The sequence below is a fragment of the Kosakonia oryzendophytica genome (genome assembly GCF_027886705.1).
GTDB classification, from domain to species: domain Bacteria; phylum Pseudomonadota; class Gammaproteobacteria; order Enterobacterales; family Enterobacteriaceae; genus Kosakonia; species Kosakonia oryzendophytica.
In genome coordinates this window covers 4,114,475-4,138,836 of sequence record NZ_CP115659.1, presented here as the reverse complement: position 1 = coordinate 4,138,836, position 24,362 = coordinate 4,114,475, and the positions used below count along the sequence as shown (strand labels likewise).

Annotated in this window: 17 protein-coding genes; 13 read left to right on the top strand and 4 right to left on the bottom strand. The window is 54.2% G+C overall.

Annotation, left to right across the window (positions count from 1 at the left end):
- Nucleotides 1–102 precede the first annotated feature (102 nt).
- From O9K67_RS20005 to O9K67_RS19990, 4 genes are all read left to right on the top strand, one after another.
- Nucleotides 103–1,455 (top strand): MFS transporter, encoded by a 1,353-nt coding sequence (locus O9K67_RS20005; RefSeq protein WP_061497468.1) that lies wholly within the window; start codon nt 103–105, stop codon nt 1,453–1,455.
- 2 nt (nt 1,456–1,457) lie between these two features.
- Nucleotides 1,458–2,798 (top strand): enolase C-terminal domain-like protein, encoded by a 1,341-nt coding sequence (locus O9K67_RS20000; protein WP_061497466.1) that lies wholly within the window; start codon nt 1,458–1,460, stop codon nt 2,796–2,798.
- Between the two features lie 19 nt (nt 2,799–2,817).
- A complete protein-coding gene (gudD, locus tag O9K67_RS19995) occupies nt 2,818–4,158 on the top strand; it encodes a glucarate dehydratase (RefSeq protein WP_061497464.1) in 1,341 nt (446 codons plus the stop codon).
- Nucleotides 4,159–4,247: 89 nt separating this feature from the next.
- Nucleotides 4,248–5,387: a glycerate kinase gene (locus O9K67_RS19990; RefSeq protein WP_061497462.1), complete on the top strand. Its 1,140-nt coding sequence runs from the start codon at nt 4,248–4,250 to the stop codon at nt 5,385–5,387.
- Between the two features lie 45 nt (nt 5,388–5,432).
- Here the strand turns inward: O9K67_RS19990 and barA are convergent, their stop codons facing one another.
- Nucleotides 5,433–8,201 (bottom strand): two-component sensor histidine kinase BarA, encoded by a 2,769-nt coding sequence (barA, locus tag O9K67_RS19985; RefSeq protein ID WP_061497459.1) that lies wholly within the window; start codon nt 8,199–8,201, stop codon nt 5,433–5,435.
- Nucleotides 8,202–8,257: 56 nt separating this feature from the next.
- Here barA and rlmD point away from each other — a divergent pair, with 56 nt between their 5' ends.
- The 6 genes from rlmD (at nt 8,258) to tnpA (ending at nt 16,683) form a co-directional block, all read left to right on the top strand.
- Entirely contained in the window at nt 8,258–9,559 is a 1,302-nt protein-coding gene (rlmD, locus tag O9K67_RS19980) for a 23S rRNA (uracil(1939)-C(5))-methyltransferase RlmD (RefSeq protein WP_061497457.1), read from the top strand.
- Between the two features lie 52 nt (nt 9,560–9,611).
- Nucleotides 9,612–11,849, top strand: coding sequence for a GTP diphosphokinase (gene relA / locus O9K67_RS19975; protein ID WP_061497454.1), 2,238 nt, complete (start codon nt 9,612–9,614; stop codon nt 11,847–11,849).
- Nucleotides 11,850–11,915: 66 nt separating this feature from the next.
- A complete protein-coding gene (mazG, locus tag O9K67_RS19970) occupies nt 11,916–12,707 on the top strand; it encodes a nucleoside triphosphate pyrophosphohydrolase (protein WP_061497452.1) in 792 nt (263 codons plus the stop codon).
- Nucleotides 12,708–13,059: 352 nt separating this feature from the next.
- Nucleotides 13,060–14,697 (top strand): glutamine hydrolyzing CTP synthase, encoded by a 1,638-nt coding sequence (gene pyrG, locus O9K67_RS19965; protein WP_061497450.1) that lies wholly within the window; start codon nt 13,060–13,062, stop codon nt 14,695–14,697.
- Between the two features lie 81 nt (nt 14,698–14,778).
- Nucleotides 14,779–16,077 carry a phosphopyruvate hydratase gene (eno, locus tag O9K67_RS19960; protein ID WP_061497448.1) on the top strand — a complete coding sequence of 433 codons (1,299 nt, stop codon included), beginning with the start codon at nt 14,779–14,781 and terminating at the stop codon, nt 16,075–16,077.
- Nucleotides 16,078–16,248: 171 nt separating this feature from the next.
- The gene (gene tnpA / locus O9K67_RS19955; protein ID WP_061493626.1) at nt 16,249–16,683 is read left to right on the top strand and encodes an IS200/IS605 family transposase; all 435 of its coding nucleotides are present in this window, start codon (nt 16,249–16,251) and stop codon (nt 16,681–16,683) included.
- 93 nt (nt 16,684–16,776) lie between these two features.
- Here tnpA and O9K67_RS19950 read toward each other — a convergent pair whose 3' ends face one another.
- Nucleotides 16,777–17,886: an SDR family oxidoreductase gene (locus O9K67_RS19950; protein ID WP_061497446.1), complete on the bottom strand. Its 1,110-nt coding sequence runs from the start codon at nt 17,884–17,886 to the stop codon at nt 16,777–16,779.
- A gap of 359 nt (nt 17,887–18,245) precedes the next feature.
- Entirely contained in the window at nt 18,246–19,202 is a 957-nt protein-coding gene (locus tag O9K67_RS19945; RefSeq protein ID WP_061497444.1) for a TPM domain-containing protein, read from the bottom strand.
- A gap of 202 nt (nt 19,203–19,404) precedes the next feature.
- On the opposite strand from O9K67_RS19945, the gene queE reads away from it, so the two are divergent.
- Nucleotides 19,405–20,076 carry a 7-carboxy-7-deazaguanine synthase QueE gene (gene queE, locus O9K67_RS19940; protein WP_061500156.1) on the top strand — a complete coding sequence of 224 codons (672 nt, stop codon included), beginning with the start codon at nt 19,405–19,407 and terminating at the stop codon, nt 20,074–20,076.
- A 45-nt stretch (nt 20,077–20,121) separates the two neighbouring features.
- Here the strand turns inward: queE and queD are convergent, their stop codons facing one another.
- Nucleotides 20,122–20,481 (bottom strand): 6-carboxytetrahydropterin synthase QueD, encoded by a 360-nt coding sequence (queD, locus tag O9K67_RS19935; RefSeq protein ID WP_061497441.1) that lies wholly within the window; start codon nt 20,479–20,481, stop codon nt 20,122–20,124.
- A gap of 356 nt (nt 20,482–20,837) precedes the next feature.
- Between queD and cysJ the strand changes: the two genes are divergently transcribed.
- Nucleotides 20,838–22,643 (top strand): NADPH-dependent assimilatory sulfite reductase flavoprotein subunit, encoded by a 1,806-nt coding sequence (cysJ, locus tag O9K67_RS19930; RefSeq protein WP_061497439.1) that lies wholly within the window; start codon nt 20,838–20,840, stop codon nt 22,641–22,643.
- Complete coding sequence (cysI, locus tag O9K67_RS19925) at nt 22,643–24,355, top strand: assimilatory sulfite reductase (NADPH) hemoprotein subunit (protein ID WP_061497436.1); 1,713 nt, start codon at nt 22,643–22,645, stop codon at nt 24,353–24,355. Before cysJ ends, cysI begins: the two co-directional genes overlap by 1 nt.
- The last annotated feature ends 7 nt before the right edge of the window (nt 24,356–24,362 follow it).

Genomic DNA, 24,362 nt, shown 5'->3' with positions numbered 1-24,362 from the left:
ATGGAAACTGCAAAAAACACAACTACATCATCCTGTCTACCCCTACTGGTTGTGCCGTACAGGATGAATGTACATGAACATTTATGCTTCGGGAGTACAACCATGAGTACATTTAGCCAGGCGGCGAGCGGTGCTGAAAAGCGCACGAACGCACGCTACTGGATAGTGGTGATGCTGTTTATCGTCACATCCTTCAACTACGGCGACCGCGCCACGTTGTCGATTGCCGGTTCGGAGATGTCCAAAGCCATCGGTTTGGACCCGGTTGGAATGGGGTATGTCTTCTCTGCGTTTTCATGGGCCTATGTCATTGGTCAGATCCCGGGCGGCTGGTTGCTGGACCGCTTTGGCTCTAAACGTGTCTATTTCTGGTCTATCTTCACCTGGTCGCTGTTTACCTTGTTACAGGGTTTCGTCGACGTCTTCAGCGGCTTTGGCATCATCGTTGCGCTCTTCACCCTGCGCTTTATGGTGGGGCTGGCAGAATCACCTTCCTTCCCTGGCAACAGTCGTATCGTTGCGGCCTGGTTCCCGGCGCAGGAGAGGGGCACGGCAGTGGCGATTTTTAACTCTGCTCAATACTTTGCCACCGTTATTTTCGCACCGATCATGGGTTGGCTGACACATGAAGTGGGCTGGTCGCACGTCTTCTTCTTTATGGGTGGTCTGGGCATTCTGATCAGTCTACTGTGGCAGAAAATGATCCACGAGCCGAATCAACACCCGGGCGTGAATAAGAAAGAGCTGGAGTACATTGCCGAAGGCGGCGCGCTGATCAATATGGATCAGAAAAGCAATAAAGAACGTGTTCCGTTCTCTGAAAAATGGGCACAGATCAAACAGTTGCTGTGTTCACGCATGATGATCGGCGTGTATCTGGGTCAGTACTGTATTAATGCCCTGACGTACTTCTTTATCACCTGGTTCCCGGTGTACTTGGTGCAGGCGCGAGGGATGTCGATTCTGAAAGCAGGCTTTATCGCATCGATCCCGGCGATTTGCGGTTTCACCGGCGGGGTGCTGGGCGGGATCATTTCTGACTGGTTAATGCGCCGCTATGGCTCGCTGAACCTTGCCCGCAAAACACCCATCGTGCTGGGTATGCTGCTCTCGATGAGCATGGTGTTCTGTAACTACACTGATTCAGAAATGCTGATTATCGCCTTTATGTCGCTGGCGTTCTTTGGCAAGGGCATCGGTGCGCTGGGTTGGGCGGTGATGGCGGATACTGCGCCGAAAGAGATCAGCGGCCTGAGCGGTGGTCTGTTCAATATGTTCGGTAACATTTCCGGCATTGTTACGCCAATTGCGATTGGCTACATCGTGGGCACCACGGGTTCGTTCAATGGCGCGCTGATTTACGTGGGGATCCATGCGCTGGTGGCGGTAGTGAGCTACCTGGTGGTGGTCGGTGATATCAAACGTATTGTACTGAAACCTGTGACAGGACGTTAATGATGAACACACAAGCAAGCCCCATTATCACAGAGATGAAAGTCATTCCCGTCGCCGGGCATGACAGCATGCTGATGAACATCGGCGGCGCACATAACGCGTATTTTACCCGCAATATAGTGGTCCTCACTGATAACGCCGGTAATACCGGCGTCGGTGAAGCCCCCGGCGGCGAGGTTATCTATAAGACGCTGGTCGATGCCACGCCGATGGTGGTGGGGCAGGAAGTGGCGAGACTGAACAAAGTGGTTCAGCGTGTTCACAAAGGCAATCAGGCCGCTGACTTCGATACCTTCGGTAAAGGCGCGTGGACGTTTGAGCTGCGTGTTAACGCTGTCGCGGCGCTGGAAGCCGCTCTGCTCGACCTGTTGGGTAAGGCGCTGAATGTGCCGGTATGTGAACTGCTTGGTCCCGGAAAACAGCGTGATGCGGTAACGGTGCTGGGTTACCTGTTCTATATTGGCGATCGTACCAAAACCGATCTGCCGTACCTTGACGCCACGCCGGGCAGCCATGAGTGGTATCACCTGCGCCATCAGGAAGCAATGAACAGCGACGCGGTGGTTCGCCTGGCCGAAGCTTCGCAGGATCGTTACGGTTTTAAAGATTTCAAACTGAAAGGCGGTGTTTTGCCGGGTGAGAAAGAGATCGATACCGTACGAGCGCTGAAAAAACGGTTCCCGGATGCGCGTATCACCGTCGATCCCAACGGTGCCTGGTTACTCGACGAAGCTATCAGCCTGTGCAAAGGCCTGAATGATGTGCTGACCTATGCAGAAGATCCGTGCGGTGCGGAGCAGGGCTTCTCCGGGCGTGAAGTGATGGCGGAATTCCGCCGCGCTACCGGTTTGCCGGTTGCCACCAATATGATCGCCACTAACTGGCGTGAAATGGGGCATTCAGTGATGCTGAATGCAGTGGACATTCCGCTGGCCGATCCGCACTTCTGGACGCTTTCTGGTGCGGTGCGCGTGGCCCAACTTTGCGACGACTGGGGATTAACCTGGGGTTGCCACTCCAACAACCATTTCGATATTTCTCTGGCCATGTTCACCCATGTTGGCGCTGCTGCGCCGGGTACACCGACCGCCATCGACACTCACTGGATCTGGCAGGAGGGCGACGCCCGTCTGACCAAAGAACCGTTGCAAATTCGCCAGGGCAAAATCGCCGTACCGGATGCGCCTGGGCTGGGTGTGGAAATTGACTGGCAGCAAATCGAGAAAGCGCACGCAGCATACAAAAAACTGCCTGGCGGCGCGCGCAATGACGCAGGCCCAATGCAGTACCTCATCCCTGGCTGGACGTTTGACAAAAAACGCCCCGTTTTCGGACGTCATTGATAGACCAAAAGGATAAAAAATGAGCACACATACTTCTACCCCCGTTGTCTCTTCCATGCAGGTTATTCCGGTTGCCGGTCATGACAGCATGCTGATGAACCTGAGCGGCGCGCATGCCCCGTTCTTCACCCGCAATATCGTGGTGATCAAAGACAACGCAGGACATACGGGCGTGGGTGAAATTCCCGGCGGCGAAAAAATCCGTAAAACGCTGGAAGACGCCATTCCACTTGTGGTCGGGAAAACACTGGGTGAGTACAAAAACGTGCTCAATACCGTTCGCCATACTTTTGCCGATCGCGATGCCGGTGGCCGTGGCCTGCAAACCTTTGACCTGCGCACCACTATCCATGTGGTGACCGGTATTGAAGCGGCGATGCTCGACTTGCTCGGACAGCACCTTGGGGTGAACGTTGCCTCCCTGCTTGGCGAAGGCCAGCAGCGCAGCGAAGTGGAAATGCTTGGCTACCTGTTCTTCGTGGGCGACAGCAAAAAAACGCCGCTGCCTTACCAGAGCCAGCCGGATGACAAATGCGACTGGTATCGCGTACGTCACGAAGTGGCGATGACCCCGGATCGGGTTGTGCGTCTGGCGGAAGCCGCCTACGAGAAATACGGTTTTAACGATTTCAAACTGAAAGGCGGCGTACTGGCCGGTATGGAAGAGGCTGAAGCGATTTCCGCGCTGGCGAAACGCTTCCCGCAGGCGCGTGTGACGCTGGATCCAAACGGCGCCTGGTCGCTGGATGAAGCCATCAAAATTGGTAAGCACCTGAAAGGTGTACTGGCCTATGCGGAAGATCCGTGTGGTGCAGAGCAGGGCTTCTCCGGGCGTGAAGTGATGGCGGAATTCCGCCGCGCAACCGGTCTGCCGACTGCCACCAACATGATCGCCACTGACTGGCGTCAGATGGGGCACACCCTGTCTCTGCAATCTGTGGATATTCCGTTGGCGGATCCGCATTTCTGGACCATGCAGGGCTCAGTCCGCGTCGCCCAAATGTGTCACGAGTTCGGCCTGACCTGGGGCTCACACTCCAATAACCACTTCGATATTTCGCTGGCGATGTTCACCCACGTTGCCGCCGCTGCGCCAGGCAATATCACCGCGATCGATACACACTGGATCTGGCAGGAAGGCAACCAACGTCTGACCAAAGAACCGTTCGAAATCAAGGGCGGGATGGTACAGGTACCGAGCAAACCGGGTCTGGGCGTTGAGCTGGATATGGACCAGGTGATGAAAGCCAATGAGCTGTATCAGAAACACGGCCTCGGTGCGCGTGATGATGCCATGGGGATGCAGTACCTGATCCCGAACTGGAAGTTTGATAACAAACGTCCGTGCATGGTGCGTTAACGGGGGATCGCCAGTCCTTGCGGGGGCTGGCATTTTCCTCAGGCTTCCGGGTGTATGCTTGCGGCAGTGAATATGCGTAAGGATGGCTTATGAAAATTGTTATCGCACCTGACTCTTATAAAGAAAGTTTGAGTGCTTTGGATGTAGCGACCGCCATAGAGAGTGGCTTTCGCGAGATTTTTCCCTCAGCGGAATATGTAAAAATACCGGTTGCAGATGGCGGAGAAGGGACAGTTGAAGCCATGGTTGCCGCGACCGAAGGGCGCATCGTGAACGTGACGGTGAAGGGCCCACTTGGCGAGCAGGCTAACGGTTTTTATGGTCTTTCCGGCGATGAAAAATCTGCCTTTATTGAAATGGCGGCGGCCAGCGGGCTGGAAAAGGTGCCTCCGGCGAAACGCGATCCGTTGGTGACCACGTCCTGGGGAACCGGCGAATTGATCCGCCACGCGCTGGATGCGGGCGTGAAACATATCATCATTGGCATCGGAGGCAGCGCCACGAATGACGGTGGTGCAGGCATGGTGCAGGCGCTGGGCGCAAAATTGTTGAATGGCAAGGGTGAGCAGATTGCGTTTGGCGGTGCGGCGCTGGAGACGCTGGAACGTATTGATATCAGCGAACTGGATAAACGTCTGGCACATTGCCGTATCGAAGTGGCTTGCGACGTGACCAATCCACTCACCGGTAAAGAGGGCGCGTCGGCGGTATTTGGTCCCCAGAAAGGGGCGACGCCTGAGATGATCTCCCGGCTGGATGATGCGCTGGGGCGTTATGCGAAGATCATCGCCCGCGATCTGGATCTGGATGTCCTCAATCTGGCTGGCGGCGGTGCAGCCGGGGGAATGGGCGCGGCGCTGTACGCCTTTTGCGGTGCGGAACTGCGCCACGGGATTGAGATCGTTACCGATGCGCTTGATCTGGATAAGTACGTTGCGGATGCAGATCTGGTGATCACCGGGGAAGGGCGGATAGACAGCCAGACCGTGCACGGAAAGGTGCCAGTAGGGGTGGCGAAAGTGGCGAAACGTTACCGGATCCCGGTCATTGGTATCGCTGGTAGCCTGACCGCTGATGTAGGTGTGGTGCACAGCCACGGTATTGATGCGGTTTTCAGCGTCATCTACCGGATCTGTTCGTTGGATGATGCGCTGGCGAATGCCAGAGAAAACGTGCGCATGACAGCGCGTAACGTGGCGGCGGTGCTGAAAGCAGGTCAGACAATATAGCCTTTGTTTGCCGGATGGCGCGAAGACGCCGATCCGGCAACCTCACTACCCAATCAATCTCCGCGCTTCGCGTACCACATTGTCCATTTCATCCAGTAGCTCAAGAAACTCCGGCTCCAACTCCTCGGCCGGTACGCCGCTGCGTAACTGATGCTCGATAAGCTGGCAGAGGTTTTTCAGGCGCGGAACACCGCTATACCCGCAGCTACCATGCAGTTTATGGATCCCTTCCGACAGCCCCTGTGGTGACTCTCCCACCAGTTGCTCTTCCACCTGATTGCGGATCTCCGGCAGAAACTCCACCAGCATTTGCAGCATCTCCCGCGCCAGATCGGTTTTCCCCGCCGCCTGCCGTAAGGCCAACTGCCAGTCGAGCGTCACATCTGCATTTACCACCGGTTCTGCATGCGGCGTCTCTGGCTCCGGCGGCGTTAACCAGGAGCTGATGTCCGGGCCGGGTTTATAGCGCAGCAGCAGGTTGTGCAGCTTGTCTTCTTCAATCGGTTTCGCCAGATAGTCGTTCATTCCTGCGCTCAGTAATTTTTCTTTCTGTCCCGCCATGGCATGCGCCGTTACGGCAATCACCGGCGTTTGCTGCTGGTGAGGTAACTGGCGGATCAGCTCACAGGCGCGGATGCCGTCCATATCCGGCATCTGGATATCCATCAGGATCAGATCAAATTGCAACTGTCTGGCGCGCTCAAGGGCCTGCATACCGCTGTCGCATAGCTCAACGTGCTGGACCTGATCCTCAAGCAGCGCGCCGATCAATTTCAGGTTCGCCGGGTTGTCATCTACCGCCATCACTGACATCGGCAGTTTGCTTTCGTTAGGTACAAAGGTCTGGGTTAAGCGTGTGGAACGGCAATATTCCGTGAGCGCAGGTAGCAGACGTGTGGGCGTCAGCGGTTTCAGCAGACAAGCCGCCGCGCCATCCTGTTTGAGCTCTTCCGCGTTCACTTGCGCATGGCAAGGGAGCGCCAGCAAGAGATAGTCCGTCATGGCCGCCGCCCGCGCGAGGCGGTCATGCTGCATGTTCAGCGGTTCGCGAACGGTGACCGGAATCGCCATCAGCAAAATATCGTAATGATCCTGCGGCAATGCGGAGAACGACGGACTGTAAACCACCTCCAGCGGCGTTTCGCTCAGCACATCCAGCGTACTTTGCGCTGCGGTGGCGTTCGGCTCAACATACGCCAGCCGTTTGCCTGCCAGGCAACCTGTTGCAGGCGCTTCGGTAATGGCATTTGGGTTGAGATCGAGATTGATATGGAACCAGAAGGTGGAACCACGGTTTGGCTGGCTGTGGAACGAAATATCGCCCCCCATCTCATTCACCAGTTTCTGTGTGATCACCAGGCCCAGACCGGTGCCACCATGGCGACGGGAAATACTGGCGTCAGCCTGACGAAACGCCTGGAATAAACGCGACTGGTCACGCTCAGGGATTCCGATGCCGGTATCGCGGATCTGCACCTCAATCTGCACTTTGTTATTACTGATCGCGCGTTTCTCCACGACCACATCAATGTTGCCATTTTCGGTGAACTTGATGGCATTACCTACCAGATTGGTAATGACTTGCTGTAAACGCAGCGGATCACCAATCACATTATCCGGCACATCGTTTTTGATATTCAGCGTCAGCTCCAGCCCTTTATCGTGGGCGGAGTGCGCCAGCAGGATCACTACCTCATCCAGCGTATTGCGCAGCGGGAAAGGAATGCTCTCAAGGATCAGTTTGCCTGCTTCCAGTTTGGAGAAGTCGAGCACGTCGTTGATGATGGCCAGCAGGTTATTGGCCGAACGCTCAATAGTGAGCAGGTGGTCGCGTTGTGTGGGGTTCAGCTCCGACTTCAGCGTCAGGCGGGTAAAGCCAATCACCCCATTCAGCGGTGTACGCAACTCATGCGACATGTTGGCAAGGAACTCTGATTTGATGCGTGCGGCTTCTTGTGCACGTTTTTTGGCCAGGTCCAGTTCAACGTTCTGGATCTCCATCTGCTCCAGCGTTTCTCGCAGGTCGGAGGTGGACTGATCAATATTGTGCTGCATCTCTTCGTGGTAGGCCGCCAGCGACATGGCCATCGAGTTGATGCCGTTTTTCAACATATCCAGTTCACCGAGCATAAAGCCTTCAACACGGCTATCAAGCTGCCCGCGACGAATACGGTCTACGGTATTCACCATATTACGGATCGGACTGGTGACATCGCGCATCAGACGCCAGCCGAAAATCAGCGCAATGCCGATACAGAACAAGATCATCAGACTGGAGATAAAAATCTCTTTGTACTGCTGTAAACGCACGGCTTTCAGATCGAGTTCCAGCGCGACATAACCGAGCATATTGCCGGTAATTTTATCTGCCGGAAGTGAGGTGTTCGCTGGCGCGTAGCCTTCTGAAAGGATCGGCGTACGCAGCACCATCACATCGCCGTGGCGGGTCACGCTTAATTTGCGCGGGAAAGGCTGCCCCTCCGCCAGTTTCAGATCGTCGCCATCAAGCTGGAAATTCGATGAAACAAACACATCGTTCTTGCCGTCGTAAATGGAGATAGCTCGCACTATATCCGAATGACGGCGGTGCAGAACGCTAATAAGCTGACCAATAGCTTCTCTGTCCTGCAACGCCATACTGTATTCGCTGGAGACCGCCAACGGTTCAATAATGCTGGCGCCGGCATCTTCCAACTGACGCTGTAAGTCGTTGTAGCGGTGAACAACAAAAAAGATGCTGAGCAACACACCGATAAGTACGGTGGGGGCCAGGATCAGAATCATCATGCGTGCGCGCAAGCTGTAGTTGGTCATGGAATTCCGTTATGGGAGAATAAGGCCATTAATCGGTAATGAGATATTTCCAGGCAATGGCGCAATTCTACTCTGCAAAACGACGCGTGACGACTCGTCAAACACTAACGGTAACCGTAAATGATCTTGATCCCTTTGGTCAGGGCGTTGCGCGCCATAATGGTAAGGCGTTGTTTGTTCCCGGACTTTTGCCTGGCGAGACGGCAGAAATCACGCTGAAAGAGGACAAACGGCAATTTGCGCGCGGTGAGGTAAAACGCCGCCTGAACGACAGCCCGGAGCGTGTAGCGCCCGTGTGCCCGCACTTTGGCGTTTGCGGGGGGTGCCAGCAGCAGCACGCCAGTGTTGCACTGCAACAGCGCAGTAAAAGCGCCGCGCTGGCACGTTTGATGAAACACGATGTCGAAGAGGTGATTGCCGCTCAGCCGTGGGGGTACCGCCGACGCGCACGCTTAAGCCTGAGCTGGCAGTCAAAAACGCAACAACTGGCGATGGGCTTTCGTAAAGCGGGTGACAACGACATCGTCTCTATCACGCGTTGCCCGGTGTTGGTGCATCGGCTTGAAGCATTGCTCTCCCCGCTGCGCGAATGTCTGGCGCAGTTGAAAGCGGTGCGTCATCTTGGGCATGTTGAATTGGTTGATGCAGACAACGGTCCGCTGATGGTTTTACGCCATACCGGCCCGTTAGCCACTGATGATAAAGAAAAACTGGAACGGTTTTCGCATTCTCATGACCTGGCGCTGTATCTGGCGCCGCAAAGCGAGATACTGGAACATGTGTGCGGAGATGTTCCCTGGTACAGCTCTGAAGGGCTACGCTTAACGTTCAGTCCGCGGGATTTTATCCAGGTGAACGACGGAGTGAACCAACAGATGGTCGCCCGTGCATTGATGTGGCTGGATGTACAGCCAGACGATCGCGTACTGGATCTGTTCTGCGGAATGGGGAATTTCACGTTACCGTTGGCGAAACGCGCGGGCAGTGTCGTCGGCGTAGAAGGCGTTGCCGGGCTGGTGGCGAAAGCGCAGCAAAACGCGCAACAGAATGGCTTGCACAATGTGACATTTTTTCATGAAAATCTGGAAGATGATGTCACAACGCAGCCGTGGGCCAGGCAGGGTTTTGACAAAGTGTTGCTCGATCCTGCGCGCGCCGGTGCTGCAGGCGTGATGCAACATATTATAAAATTGTCGCCGCAGCGGGTGGTGTACGTTTCCTGTAATCCCGCCACCCTTGCCCGCGACAGTGAAGCGCTTTTACATGCGGGTTACCAGATTCAGCAGTTGGCGATGCTGGACATGTTCCCGCACACAGGCCACCTGGAGTCGATGGTGTTGTTTGTGAATCACAAATGATTAATTTCGGCTTGTCGAGTTCGACAGGCCCGGTCCCTGAAAGGAGAGGACAATGGTTGCGGTACGCAGTGCGCATTTGAACAAAGCGGGTGAATTCGATCCGGGAAAATGGATCGCGAGTCTGGGGATCACCAGTCAACCGTCGTGTGAACGCTTAACCGAAACCTGGGAATATTGTCTGCGCCAGACGCAAGGGCATCCCAATGCGGAAATACTGCTGTCGCGCGGTATCGAGATGGTTGAAATCCTCTCCATGCTGAGTATGGATACGGACACATTGCGTGCGGCGCTCCTGTTCCCGCTGGCGGATGCCGAAGTGGTCAGCGAAGAGGTGTTGCGTGAAAGCGTGGGCGCTTCCGTCGTTAACCTGATTCACGGCGTACGCGATATGGCCGCCATCCGCCAGCTTAAAGCCACCCACACCGATTCTGTCTCCTCCGAACAGGTGGATAACGTCCGCCGTATGCTGCTGGCGATGGTGGATGATTTCCGCTGCGTGGTGATCAAGCTGGCTGAACGTATCGCGCACTTGCGCGAAGTAAAAGATGCGCCGGAAGATGAACGCGTGCTGGCGGCCAAAGAGTGTACGAATATCTATGCGCCGTTGGCGAACCGCCTCGGGATCGGGCAACTGAAATGGGAGCTGGAAGATTACTGCTTCCGCTATTTGCACCCGGCGGAATACAAACGCATCGCCAAACTGTTGCACGAGCGGCGTATCGATCGTGAACACTATATTGACGAGTTCGTCGGCCATTTGCGTACGGAGATGAAAAACGAAGGCGTTAAAGCCGAGGTATATGGTCGTCCGAAACACATTTACAGCATCTGGCGCAAAATGCAGAAAAAACACCTCGCTTTTGACGAGCTGTTTGATGTGCGCGCCGTGCGTATTGTCGCTGAACGCTTGCAGGATTGTTACGCGGCGTTAGGGATTGTCCATACCCATTACCGCCATTTGCCGGATGAGTTTGATGACTATGTCGCCAACCCGAAACCGAACGGTTATCAGTCGATCCATACCGTGGTACTGGGGCCGGGCGGGAAAACGGTGGAGATCCAGATCCGTACCCGCCAGATGCATGAAGACGCTGAACTGGGTGTGGCGGCGCACTGGAAGTACAAAGAGGGTACAGCCGTTGCAGGCAGCCCACGTTCCGCTCATGAAGACCGTATTGCCTGGCTGCGTAAACTGATCGCCTGGCAGGAAGAGATGGCCGACTCTGGCGAGATGCTTGATGAAGTGCGCAGCCAGGTGTTCGACGATCGGGTGTATGTGTTTACGCCGAAAGGGGATGTAGTGGACTTACCGGCAGGCTCCACACCGCTGGACTTCGCTTACCATATTCACAGTGACGTGGGGCACCGCTGCATCGGCGCGAAAATTAGCGGGCGCATTGTGCCCTTTACATACCAGTTGCAGATGGGCGATCAGATTGAAATCATCACTCAGAAGCAGCCAAACCCAAGCCGCGACTGGCTGAACCCGAACCTCGGCTATGTGACCACCAGCCGTGGGCGTTCGAAGATCCACGCCTGGTTCCGTAAACAGGATCGTGACAAAAACATCCTGGCCGGGCGGCAGATCCTCGACGATGAGCTGGCGCATCTGGGCATCAGCCTGAAAGAGGCGGAAAAACATCTGCTGCCGCGCTACAACTTTAACGAAATGGAAGAGTTGCTCGCGGCGATTGGCGGTGGGGATATTCGTCTTAACCAGATGGTGAACTTCCTGCAATCGCAGTTCAATAAACCGAGCGCAGCAGAGCAGGATGCCGCCGCACTGAAGCAGTTGCAGCAGAAAACCTATACGCCGCAAACCCGCAGTAAAGACAACGGTCGCGTGGTGGTGGAAGGCGTGGGTAATCTGATGCACCATATTGCACGGTGCTGCCAGCCGATCCCGGGGGATGAAATCGTTGGTTTTATCACTCAGGGGCGTGGGATCTCGATTCACCGCGCCGACTGCGATCAGCTTGAAGAGCTGCGCACGGTCGCGCCGGAGCGCATCGTGGAAGCCGTCTGGGGCGAAAGCTACTCGGCAGGTTACTCGCTGGTGGTGCGTGTTACCGCCAACGATCGCAGTGGCTTGCTGCGCGATATCACCACGATCCTCGCCAACGAGAAGGTGAATGTGTTGGGCGTCGCCAGCCGCAGCGATACGAAGCAGCAGCTAGCCACTATCGACATGAATATCGAAATCTATAACCTGCAGGTGCTGGGCCGCGTGCTGGGTAAACTTAACCAGGTGCCTGATGTGATCGACGCCCGTCGTCTGCACGGCGGCTGATTTTCTCTTCACTCAACTCCTCTCCCTGCGGGGAGAGGAGCAACGTTTTATGATCAGGGATTTCTCATGACTCAAATCGACCGTTTGCTCGGGATTATGCAACGCCTGCGCGACCCGGAAACTGGCTGCCCGTGGGACAAAGAACAAACCTTCGCCACCATCGCGCCGTACACGCTGGAAGAGACGTATGAAGTGCTGGACGCGATTTCCCGTGAGGATTTTGACGATTTGCGCGGTGAGCTGGGCGACTTGCTATTCCAGGTGGTGTTTTACGCGCAGATGGCGCAGGAAGAGGGGCGTTTTGATTTCAACGACATTTGTGCCGCTATCAGCGACAAGCTGGAGCGACGCCACCCGCATATCTTCGGTGATGCGCACGCGGAAACCAGCACGGAAGTGCTGACTCGCTGGGAGCAAATCAAAAGCGAAGAGCGGGCGGAAAAGGCGCAACATTCGGCGCTGGATGATATTCCCCATAGTCTGCCAGCGTTGATGCGCGCGCATAAAATCCAGAAACGCTGTTCTACCGTCGGCTTTGACTGGACTACCCTCGGCCCGGTGCTCGACAAAGTCTATGAAGAGATTGATGAGGTGATGCACGAGGCGAAACAGGTCGTTGTGGACGATGCGAAACTGGAAGAAGAAATGGGCGATTTGTTGTTCGCCACGGTCAATCTTTCCCGTCATCTTGGGGTAAAAGCAGAAACCGCGCTGCAAAAAGCCAACCTCAAGTTTGAACGCCGTTTCCGCGAAGTTGAGCGTATTGTCCGCGAGCGCGGGCTGGAAATGACAGGCGTGGATCTGGAAACAATGGAAAATGTCTGGCAGCAGGTAAAACGCCAGGAATATGATCTTTAACGGATTTGTTCCAGTAAGCGCTATTTGTGTGATTTTTAAAATAACAAGCGCTTGATTTACGTCAAAAACATTTACCTGAAAGTGGCTATTTTCACACTCCTTATATTTGTTGAAACGCCTTGAGAATCGCCTCTTCGAGTCATTCGGGTCGCAGCAAGGCGGCAACCGAGCGAATCCCGGGGCACAGAGAAAGACTCCGTGAACGGGGTAAGCGAAAGAAGCCAACGCAGATGCGGCCTGAAGAACGAAGGAGAGGGTTAATGAAAGTTTGTGGCACAAGCCATGATCGGGTATACTGCTTTCCCGTCCTGGTTATTCCATCGTCTTTTAAACCTAACTTCTCAGGTTCAGCATGACAACGAACTATATTTTTGTGACCGGCGGGGTCGTATCCTCTCTGGGTAAAGGCATTGCCGCAGCCTCCCTGGCAGCCATTCTTGAAGCCCGTGGCCTCAACGTCACCATGATGAAACTCGATCCGTATATCAACGTCGATCCGGGTACAATGAGTCCAATCCAGCATGGCGAAGTGTTCGTTACCGAAGATGGCGCTGAAACCGATCTGGATTTGGGTCACTACGAGCGCTTCATCCGCACCAAGATGACCCGTCGTAACAACTTCACTACTGGCCGCATCTACTCCGAGGTTCTGCGTAAAGAACGTCGTGGCGATTATCTGGGCGCGACCGTACAGGTGATTCCGCATATCACCAACGCGATTAAAGAACGCATCATTGCTGGCGGTGAAGGCCATGATGTAGCGCTGGTGGAAATCGGCGGCACCGTTGGCGATATCGAATCTCTGCCGTTCCTCGAAGCCATTCGCCAGATGGCAGTAGAAGTGGGCCGCGAGCGCACACTCTACATGCACCTGACGCTGGTGCCGTACATGGCGGCTTCCGGGGAAGTCAAAACCAAACCAACACAGCATTCTGTAAAAGAGCTGCTGTCTATCGGCATCCAGCCGGATATTCTGATTTGTCGTTCCGATCGCGCGGTTCCTGCTAATGAACGCGCAAAAATTGCTTTGTTCTGTAACGTTCCAGAAAAAGCTGTGATTTCTCTGAAAGACGTCGATTCCATTTATAAAATCCCGGGCCTGTTGAAATCTCAGGGGCTGGACGATTATATTTGTAAACGATTCAGCTTGAACTGTCCGGAAGCAAACCTGGCCGAATGGGAACAGGTGATCTACGAAGAAGCGAATCCGTCAGGGGAAGTCACCATCGGTATGGTCGGTAAGTATATTGAACTGCCGGACGCCTACAAATCAGTGATTGAAGCCCTGAAACACGGTGGCCTGAAAAACCGCGTGACCGTCAACATCAAGCTGATTGACTCGCAGGATGTGGAAACGCGCGGTGTCGAAATTCTGAAAGGTCTGGATGCTATCCTCATTCCTGGCGGCTTCGGCTACCGCGGTGTGGAAGGCAAGATCGCTACCGCACGCTATGCGCGTGAAAACCAGATTCCTTACCTGGGCATTTGCCTCGGTATGCAGGTGGCGTTGATTGAATTTGCTCGTAATGTAGCCGGGATGGAGAACGCCAACTCGACGGAATTTGTGCCAGACTGTAAGTACCCGGTTGTGGCGCTTATTACCGAATGGCGTGATGAAGACGGCAACGTCGAAGTCCGTTCGGAGAAGAGCGATCTCGGTGGCACCATGCGCCTCGGCGCACAGCAGTGCCAGCTTGACGATGGCAGCCTGGTTCGCCAGCTGTACGGTGAGCCGACTATCGTCGAGCGTCATCGTCATCGTTACGAAGTCAACAACATGCTGTTGAAACAAATTGAAGCTGCAGGTCTGCGCGTTGCGGGCCGTTCCGGTGATGATCAGTTGGTCGAGATCATCGAAGTGCCGAATCATCCGTGGTTCGTCGCTTGTCAGTTCCATCCGGAATTTACATCTACGCCGCGTGACGGGCATCCGCTGTTTGCAGGCTTTGTGAAAGCCGCCAGCGAGTACCAGAAGCGTCAGGCGAAGTAAAAAGTTACAACAGCAACGCGTACCCCAGGGTACGCGTTGTTTGTCTGGAGTTTTAGTTTAACTTGTACTGAGGAAAACCTAATGTCCAAAATCGTTAAAGTCATCGGTCGTGAAATCATCGACTCCCGTGGTAACCCGACTGTTGAAGCCGAAGTACACCTGGAAGGTGGTTTCGTCGGTCTGGCTGCTGCGCCGTCAGGTGCTTCCACGGGTTCCCGCGAAGCGCTGGAACTGCGCGATGGCGACAAATCCCGTTTCATGGGTAAAGGCGTACTGAAAGCGGTTGGCGCGGTTAACGGCCCGATTGCTCAGGCAATCCTTGGCAAAGACGCCAAAGATCAGGCTGGCATCGACAAGATCATGATCGACCTGGACGGCACCGAAAACAAATCCAACTTCGGCGCGAACGCAATCCTGGCTGTTTCTCTGGCTACTGCTAAAGCTGCTGCTGCTTCTAAAGGCCTGCCGCTGTACGCACACATCGCTGAACTGAACGGCACTCCGGGCAAATACTCCATGCCGGTACCGATGATGAACATCATCAACGGTGGTGAGCACGCTGACAACAACGTCGACATTCAGGAATTCATGATTCAGCCGGTTGGCGCGAAATCCCTGAAAGAAGCAGTACGTATGGGTTCAGAAGTGTTCCATAACTTGGCTAAAGTACTGAAATCCAAAGGCATGAACACTGCTGTGGGTGACGAAGGCGGCTATGCGCCGAACCTGGGTTCCAACGCAGAAGCGCTGGCTGTTATCGCTGAAGCGGTTAAAGCAGCAGGTTACGAGCTGGGTAAAGACATCACCCTGGCGATGGACTGCGCAGCGTCTGAGTTCTACAAAGACGGTAAATACGTTCTGGCTGGCGAAGGCAACAAAGCGTTCACCTCTGAAGAGTTCACCCACTTCCTGGAAGATCTGACCAAACAGTATCCGATCGTTTCTATCGAAGATGGTCTGGACGAATCTGACTGGACTGGCTTTGCATACCAGACTAAAGTCCTGGGCGACAAAATCCAGCTGGTTGGTGACGATCTGTTCGTAACCAACACCAAAATCCTGAAAGAAGGTATCGAGAAAGGCATCGTTAACTCCATTCTGATCAAATTCAACCAGATCGGTTCTCTGACCGAAACGCTGGCTGCGATCAAAATGGCGAAAGACGCAGGTTACACCGCTGTCATTTCTCACCGTTCTGGCGAAACTGAAGACGCAACCATCGCTGACCTGGCGGTAGGTACTGCGGCTGGCCAGATCAAAACTGGTTCTATGAGCCGTTCTGACCGCGTTGCTAAATACAACCAGCTGATTCGTATCGAAGAAGCGCTGGGTGAACAAGCTCCGTACAACGGTCGTAAAGAGATCAAAGGTCAGGCATAATCGCCTCAGCCTTACATGAAAAATGCCAGTCGATTGACTGGCATTTTTTTTTGTCACCCCTAAACCACCTCCTGGGGAGGTGGTGATTGATCCTGTAAGGCTATAGCCTGAAGAATGCCCATGCCGGAATATCTCTGCTTACTCACCACAAGTAAAAGGAGACAAACCGACATGGGGCTTTACAGGAGTTCATCACATGTATATTGGCGTTGTAAATACCACATAGTCTGGACGCCTAAGTACCGTTTCAGAATCCTGAAAGATAAGTTGGGCAAGGAACTTTACAGGACAATCTACATTCTCTGCGGAATAAAGGATTGTGAGGTTCTGGAGCTAAATGTTCAGCCAGATCATGTACATCTGGTCGTAATAGTCCCGCCGAAAATCTCGATATCAACTCTAATGGGGCATCTGAAAGGTCGCAGCGCAATCAGACTCTACAATCGTTTCCCACACATAAGAAAGAAGCTATGGGGCAACCACTTTTGGTCACGTGGCTACTTTGTAGATACTGTCGTTGTGAACGAGGAAATTATCAGACGATATGTGAGGCATCAGGAGAAAACGGAACAAATACATGAACAGCAAATGGAATTGCTAGAGTAGTAAGCGGAAAGTGACAATAGCCCCCCTTACAGGGGGCATTCTCAAAAGCCACCTTCTAAGAAGGTGGTCTTTTACTTGGCTTTTTGATACCGACTATTTGAAATCGACTTCCATCTGTTGCGGGATAGACAGACCGTGCGTCGTCTGTACACAGCGGGCGATATAATCGGTAAAACGCGGCGGCTTCGGCATCCCCATGCTGAGCAGTTTATCATTGCTGAAACGTACGTTCAGTTCAGCAAAAGCGCCATACAGACGCATGGCTTTCAGCATCAGGCGTTCATTACACGGCCCGAAAATATCTTTCAACTCGCGGCGCATTTTCACTAAGGTTTCATAGCTCACCTGGGCGTATTTATCGCCGACCGGAGCTTTCTCCAGTGCTTTGGCCATCGCGCGGTCGATATCCGCAAAGCGCACACTGTTCTCTTCACCTGCAGAAATGTGCACCACTTCACCGTTAGCGATCTGGCCTTTAAGCAGCATCAGCAGTGCATCGGCGCAATAATCGACAGGGATAACGTCGATGCGATCTTCCAGCGAGCAGATAAATTTTTGCAGCATCAGCCCCATGCTAAAGACCCAGAAAATGCTGGTGGAAGGCTGGCAACCATGGCTGGTATGGCCGACGACGATAGACGGGCGTGCAATGACCAGCGGCAACTGCGGGCACTCTGTACGCATCAACTGTTCGATGGTGGACTTAGAGCGGGTATACGTGACCAGGTGCTCGGCATTCTCGCGAAATTCTGCGCTTTCCGGCACCAGGGAGTCGGGCTCCGGCGTGCACGACATTGCCGTACCCACATGCAGAAAACGTTGTAATCCTGTGACCTGAGACATGCGACGGGCAAAGGCCAGCGTGCCTTCGACGTTCACTTTCCACACCAGCGGGTTATTACCGAATGAGGCGACCGCTGCGCAGTTCAGCACATGCGTGACCGACTCCAATCGCGGATCATCCAGAAATCCCTCCGGTTCGCCCAGATCACCAAGCAAAACCTGATCGGCGGTCAGTCGCTGCAATGTCTCTTCGCTGAGGTTAAATTTGCGCATATTAGACTTCACGCGCTCAATACCGGCTGCGGCATCGTTCGCCCGAACCAGCAGCAGCAAATTCATCGCGTCATTGCCATTAAGGATTTTTTCTAATACTGCCCCGCCAAGAAACCCGGTCACGCCTGTTATCAATAATGTATTCACGAGTGCTATCTCATCATGGTCGATTTGGCGGATTTTAGGCACAGAAAGCTAAACGCTATGTAAATAAGATGGCGGGGTTTGTGGGGGCTTCTTAAGCTTATTTTAAGGTACGTACGAAAGGGGATTGAACTTTGACAATGAAGCGCAGCGAAAAATTCACCCGTGAATAATGAAATAGTTATCTGGTTGATTTCGTGCTGGTTATTTTTACCGGAAAGCGCCGGTATTTGCCCGCGCAGATAATTCAAAGTGTAAGATAAATAATATTTGGTTACATCATTTCTGACCTGGTTAAATAATCGCGTTGCAGGGAAATCCCTGCAACGTAATAGCCATACACTGAGCGTTACACGGCGAGTTTACCAATTGCCTGATGAACCGCCGCCATCGCTTGAGCCACCATCCCCCCCGGAGCTGGAACTGTCACTGCTGCTATGGCTTGTGCTATCGCTACTGCTGTAATGCGTGGTGTCGGTGCTGGTCCAGACGGTGGCGGCGCTACTCAAATGATTGCTTTGGCGGCTCTCGCGGTATTTCTGCCGCCCTGCGGCACTCAGGCGCTGAGGATAAATAAACAGGACGCCGAGCACCATAATGAGTATGGCAACCGGAATCGAGCCGCTGAACCAGACATAGGGCATCAACCACGGTGCCTGGTCACTGAAAAACAGCAGTATCAGCGTCAGCGGGCAGGCAACAACGAACAGTGCTGCTAATAACCGCAGCCTGCCGGTTACCGTCAGGAAAATGATCACCACCGCCAGCGCCAGCAGACTCTTCCACAGGGAAAAATACGCAGATATCTCCTGCCAAAATGTCGGTGGTTCCGCTTTGGGCAAAGGCTGGCTGGCAAGTACGGTACTGATCCCTTCCACACCCTGGGTGATCCCTGTTGCCAGCTCGCCGGATTTAAAGGGCGGAATGATGTACTCATTAATGATTCTGCCTGCCAATGCGTCCGTAAGCATTCCTTCAAGCCCGGTTCCTACCTCGATCCTGACATGGCGGTCCTGCCATGCGACCAGCAACAATATGCCGTCATTACGCAGGGCATTGCCTAATCGCCATTGGTTAAACACCCGCCAGGCAAATTGCTCAATAGTGTCGTTGCCGGTGCTTTGTACCACCAGTACGGCAGTTTGCGTGCCGGAGCGCTCATTGAGTATATTCACCTGGTGGTTAAGCTCTGCCCGTTCCCATGAGGTCAACAGTTCATCCGGATCGTTAACAAAGCCGTTCATCGGCGGAATCGGGGAGGCCAAAGCCTGAGCGGCAAAGCCTGTCAGTACCAGCAACATTGCCAGTATGCGCGCCATATGCATCATCCTTGCAGGGCAATAAGAGAGGAATTACCCCAGCATAATAGCGGCTATTCTTCCGCTATGACAATTTGCCATTACTGATAGTCATTCATTTCAGCGGTTAAAAGCGCTCCCGGCGCGGGTGGCGCAAATGGCACATGATCGGTGGGCGGTAATCTGCAATAATTACTTCTTTAAACTTCCAGTAAGAGTGATGATGCAGTACCCGATTAATGAGATGTTCCAGACCTTGCAAGGCGAGGGTTACTTTACCGGCGTTCCCGCTATTTTTATTCGTTTACAGGGATGCCCGGTGGGGTGCGCCTGGTGCGACACCAAACACACCTGGGATAAGCTTGCGGATCGGGAAGTGTCGCTGTTCAGCATCCTTGCGAAGACTAAAGAGAGCGATAAGTGGGGCGCGGCGAACAGTGAAGATCTGCTCGCCATTATTCAACGCCAGGGCTGGACTGCGCGCCATGTGGTGATTACCGGCGGCGAACCCTGTATTCATGATCTGATCCCGCTGACGGCAACGCTGGAGAAAAATGGCTTTAGCTGCCAGATAGAAACCAGCGGCACTCATGAGGTGCGCGCTTCGCACACTACCTGGGTGACGGTGTCGCCAAAGGTCAATATGCGCGGCGGCTATGAAGTGTTACAGCAGGCGCTGGAGCGCGCTGATGAAATAAAGCACCCGGTAGGACGTTTGCGCGACATTGAAGCGCTGGATACCCTGCTGTCGCAGCTTGCTGATGATAAACACCGGGTGATCGCCCTGCAGCCCATCAGCCAGAAAGAGGACGCGACGCGGTTATGTATCGAAACCTGTATCGCCCGTAACTGGCGGTTGTCAATGCAGACGCACAAATATCTGAATATTGCCTGATACATAAACCCGCCAGCGGCGGGTTTATTGTTTACGACGAGTGGATCAGCCGCGGTAGACGCACCCGGCGGTGCAGGTCTCTTTCACCATCACCGCGCTAAGCAGCGGCACGACGGGCTTCATCTGATCCCAAATCCATTTCGCCAGCACTTCGCTGGTTGGGTTTTCCAGTCCCGGGATCTCATTCAGGTAGTAGTGATCGAGTCGGTCGTAGAGCGGTTTAAACGCCGCTTTCAGCTCCGCAAAGTCCATGATCCAGCCGGTATAAGGATCCACCTCGCCGGTGATCTCCAGGCGCACCATAAAAGAATGGCCATGCAGACGACCGCACTTATGCCCCTGCGGTACATGCGGCAGATGGTGAGCGGCTTCAAAGGTGAAATCTTTAAACAAGGTGGTAGACATAATGCACTCTCTGGCTAAAAAAACCGCCGCATGGTAGCGGAAATGACCTTTTTTAGCATTAATTAAAATCACTAAAAGCGGTCAACATCGTCCAAATAGAATGTAACGTCTGTTTTTTATATGAAATTCAAAGAGTTGATTAACCTGTTTTAGTGTTAATAACTATAACCAAAACAGGTTAGTTCTTTTGGTTATTTGTTATTTCCAACCTTTCTTTAATTGTTATTATCCCCACCGTTAACCTTAGTTTCACTTCGGTTTTTTCTACATTATAACCCCGCAGGATTTTGCGCTGCTGCCCACCCGGAGGCGTCGTGAAAAGCGAAGGGGAATTTGCTACTGGAACATAACGACGCATGACGACTCAGGTCCCACCTTCCGCGTTGCTCCCGCTCAATCCGGAGCAACTGGCGCGCCTTCAGGCGGCCACCACTGATTTAACACCCACCCAGCTTGCCTGGGTTTCTGGCTATTTCTGGGGCGTGCTGAACCAGCAGTCTGGCGCGGCGACGGCTGCACCGACCCCTGCTGCGGTGATCCCGGCCATTACGCTGATTTCCGCTTCGCAAACCGGCAACGCTCGTCGCGTCGCCGAAGCGCTGCGCGACGATCTGCTGGCGGCAAAACTCAACGTCAATCTGGTCAACGCCGGCGATTACAAATTCAAACAGATCGCCAGTGAAAAACTGCTGGTGGTCGTGACCTCAACACAAGGGGAAGGCGAAGCGCCGGAAGAAGCGGTTGCGTTGCATAAGTTCCTGTTCTCCAAAAAAGCGCCGAAGCTGGAGGGCACTGCGTTTGCTGTCTTTGGTCTTGGCGATACCTCGTATGAATTCTTCTGCCAGGCCGGGAAAGATTTCGACAGCAAACTGGCGGAACTGGGGGCAGAACGCCTTCTGGATCGCGTCGATGCGGATGTGGAATACCAGGCGGCGGCGACCGAGTGGCGTGCTCGCGTGGTTGACGTACTGAAAGCCCGCGTACCGCAAGACACGCCTGCGCAGGCGGTAGCGAGCGCAACCGGGGCTGTGAATGAGGTGTTCTCCAGCCCATACAGCAAAGACGCGCCGCTCACCGCGAGCTTGTCGGTAAACCAGAAAATCACCGGGCGTGATTCTGAGAAAGATGTTCGCCATATCGAAATCGATCTGGGTGACTCGGGGCTGCGTTACCAGCCAGGCGACGCGCTGGGGGTCTGGTATCAAAACGATCCCGCACTGGTGAAAGAGCTGGTTGAACTGCTGTGGCTGAAAGGCGACGAGCCGGTCACCGTCGACGGCAAAACGCTGCCGTTGGCAGAAGCGTTGCAGTGGCATTTCGAACTGACGGTTAATACGGCCAACATCGTGGAAAATTACGCCACGCTGACCCGTAGCGAGTCCCTGCTGCCGCTGGTGGGCGATAAAGCGCAATTGCAGCACTATGCTGCCACCACGCCGATTGTGGATATGGTGCGTTTCTCCCCCGCGCAGCTGGATGCTGACGCGTTGATTGGTCTGCTGCGCCCACTGACGCCGCGCCTCTATTCGATTGCCTCTGCGCAGGCGGAAGTCGAGAGCGAAGTGCATATCACCGTTGGTGTGGTGCGTTATGACGTTGAAGGCCGCGCCCGTACGGGGGGAGCCTCGGGTTACCTTGCCGATCGCGTGCCGGAAGAGGGAGAAGTGCGGGTGTTTATCGAGCATAACGACAATTTCCGCCTGCCCGCTAACCCGGAAACCCCGGTAATCATGATTGGCCCCGGTACAGGTATTGCACCGTTCCGTGCCTTTATTCAACAACGCGCAGCCGAGGAAGCGCCTGGTAAAAACTGGCTGTTCTTCGGTAACCCGCACTTTACGGAGGATTTCCTCTATCAGGTGGAGTGGCAGCGTTATGTGAAAGAGGGCGTGCTGAACCGTATCGATCTGGCCTGGTCCAGAGATCAAAAAGAAAAAGTCTACGTACAAGACAAACTGCGCGAACAGGGCGCAGAGCTGTGGCGCTGGATCAATGACGGTGCACATATTTATGTCTGCGGCGACGCCAATCGCATGGCGAAAGACGTTGAGCAGGCTTTACTGGACGTGATTGCCGAATTCGGTGCGATGGATGCCGAAGCGGCGGATGAATTTTTAAGTGAGCTGCGCGTTGAGCGCCGTTATCAGCGAGATGTCTACTAATGAGCGAAAAACATCCAGGCCCACTGGTGGTCGAAGGAAAACTGGCGGATGCCGAGCGTCTGAAAGAGGCGAGCAACTACCTGCGCGGCACCATTGCTGAAGATCTGAACGACGGTCTGACCGGTGGTTTTAACGGCGACAACTTTCTGCTGATCCGCTTTCACGGCATGTATCAGCAGGATGACCGCGATATTCGCGCCGAGCGCGCTGAGCAGAAACTGGAGCCGCGTCATGCCATGATGCTGCGCTGTCGTCTGCCGGGCGGCATTATTACGCCAAAACAGTGGTTGTCGATCGATAAATTCGCGGCGGACAAAACCCTTTATGGCAGCATTCGCCTGACTAACCGCCAGACGTTCCAGTTTCACGGCATTCTGAAAAAGAACGTGAAACCGGCGCACCAGATGCTGCATGAAGTCGGTCTTGATGCGCTGGCGACCGCCAACGATGTGAACCGCAACGTGCTTTGCACTTCGAACCCGATTGAGTCGGAACTGCATGCTGAAGCCTATGAGTGGGCGAAAAAACTCTCTGAGCACCTGCTGCCACGCACCCGCGCGTATGCCGAAATCTGGCACGATGCTGAGAAAGTCGCGACCACGGACGAAGAGCCGATCCTCGGTAAAACCTATCTGCCGCGTAAATTTAAAACCACGGTGGTGATCCCGCCGCAGAACGATGTTGATCTGCACGCCAATGATATGAACTTTGTGGCCGTGGCGGAAAACGGCAAACTGGTGGGCTTTAACCTGCTGGTCGGCGGCGGTCTCTCTGTGGAGCACGGCAATAAGAAAACGTACGCCCGTACGGCGAGCGAATTCGGCTACCTGCCGCTGGAACATACGCTGGCTGTCGCGGAAGCGGTGGTGACCACGCAGCGTGATTGGGGCAACCGTACCGATCGTAAAAACGCCAAAACCAAATACACGCTGGAACGCGTGGGTGTCGATACCTTTAAAGCGGAAGTCGAGCGTCGCGCTGGCATCAAGTTTGAACCGATCCGCCCGTATGAATTTACTGGCCGCGGCGATCGTATCGGCTGGGTGAAGGGGATCGACAATAAATGGCACCTGACGCTGTTTATTGAAAATGGCCGTATTCTGGATTATCCCGGCCGCCCGTTGAAAACCGGCATGCTGGAAATTGCTAAGATCCATAAAGGCGATTTCCGCTTAACCGCCAACCAGAACCTGATTGTGGCGGGCGTCCCGGAAAGCCAGAAAGTGAAAATCGAAAAACTGGCCCGTGCGCACGGGTTAATGGACGCGGTCAAACCGCAGCGTGAAAACTCCATGGCCTGCGTGTCGTTCCCGACCTGTCCGCTGGCGATGGCGGAAGCCGAACGTTTTCTGCCCTCTTTCGTTGATAAAGTGGAAGCGGTGATGGAGAAACACGGCGTGGGCGATGACCACATTGTGCTGCGTGTGACCGGCTGCCCGAATGGCTGTGGTCGCGCGATGCTGGCGGAAATCGGCCTGGTCGGCAAAGCGCCGGGGCGCTATAACCTGCATATTGGCGGTAACCGTATTGGTACGCGGATCCCGCGGATGTACCGTGAAAACATTACGGAAACGGAAATTCTCAACGCGATTGATGAGCTGGTCGCACGTTGGGCGAGTGAACGCAAAGAGGGTGAAGGCTTCGGCGATTTCACCATCCGCGCTGGCATCATTCGCCCGGTGCTCGATCCCGCGCGGGATTTCTGGGAATAACGCAGCC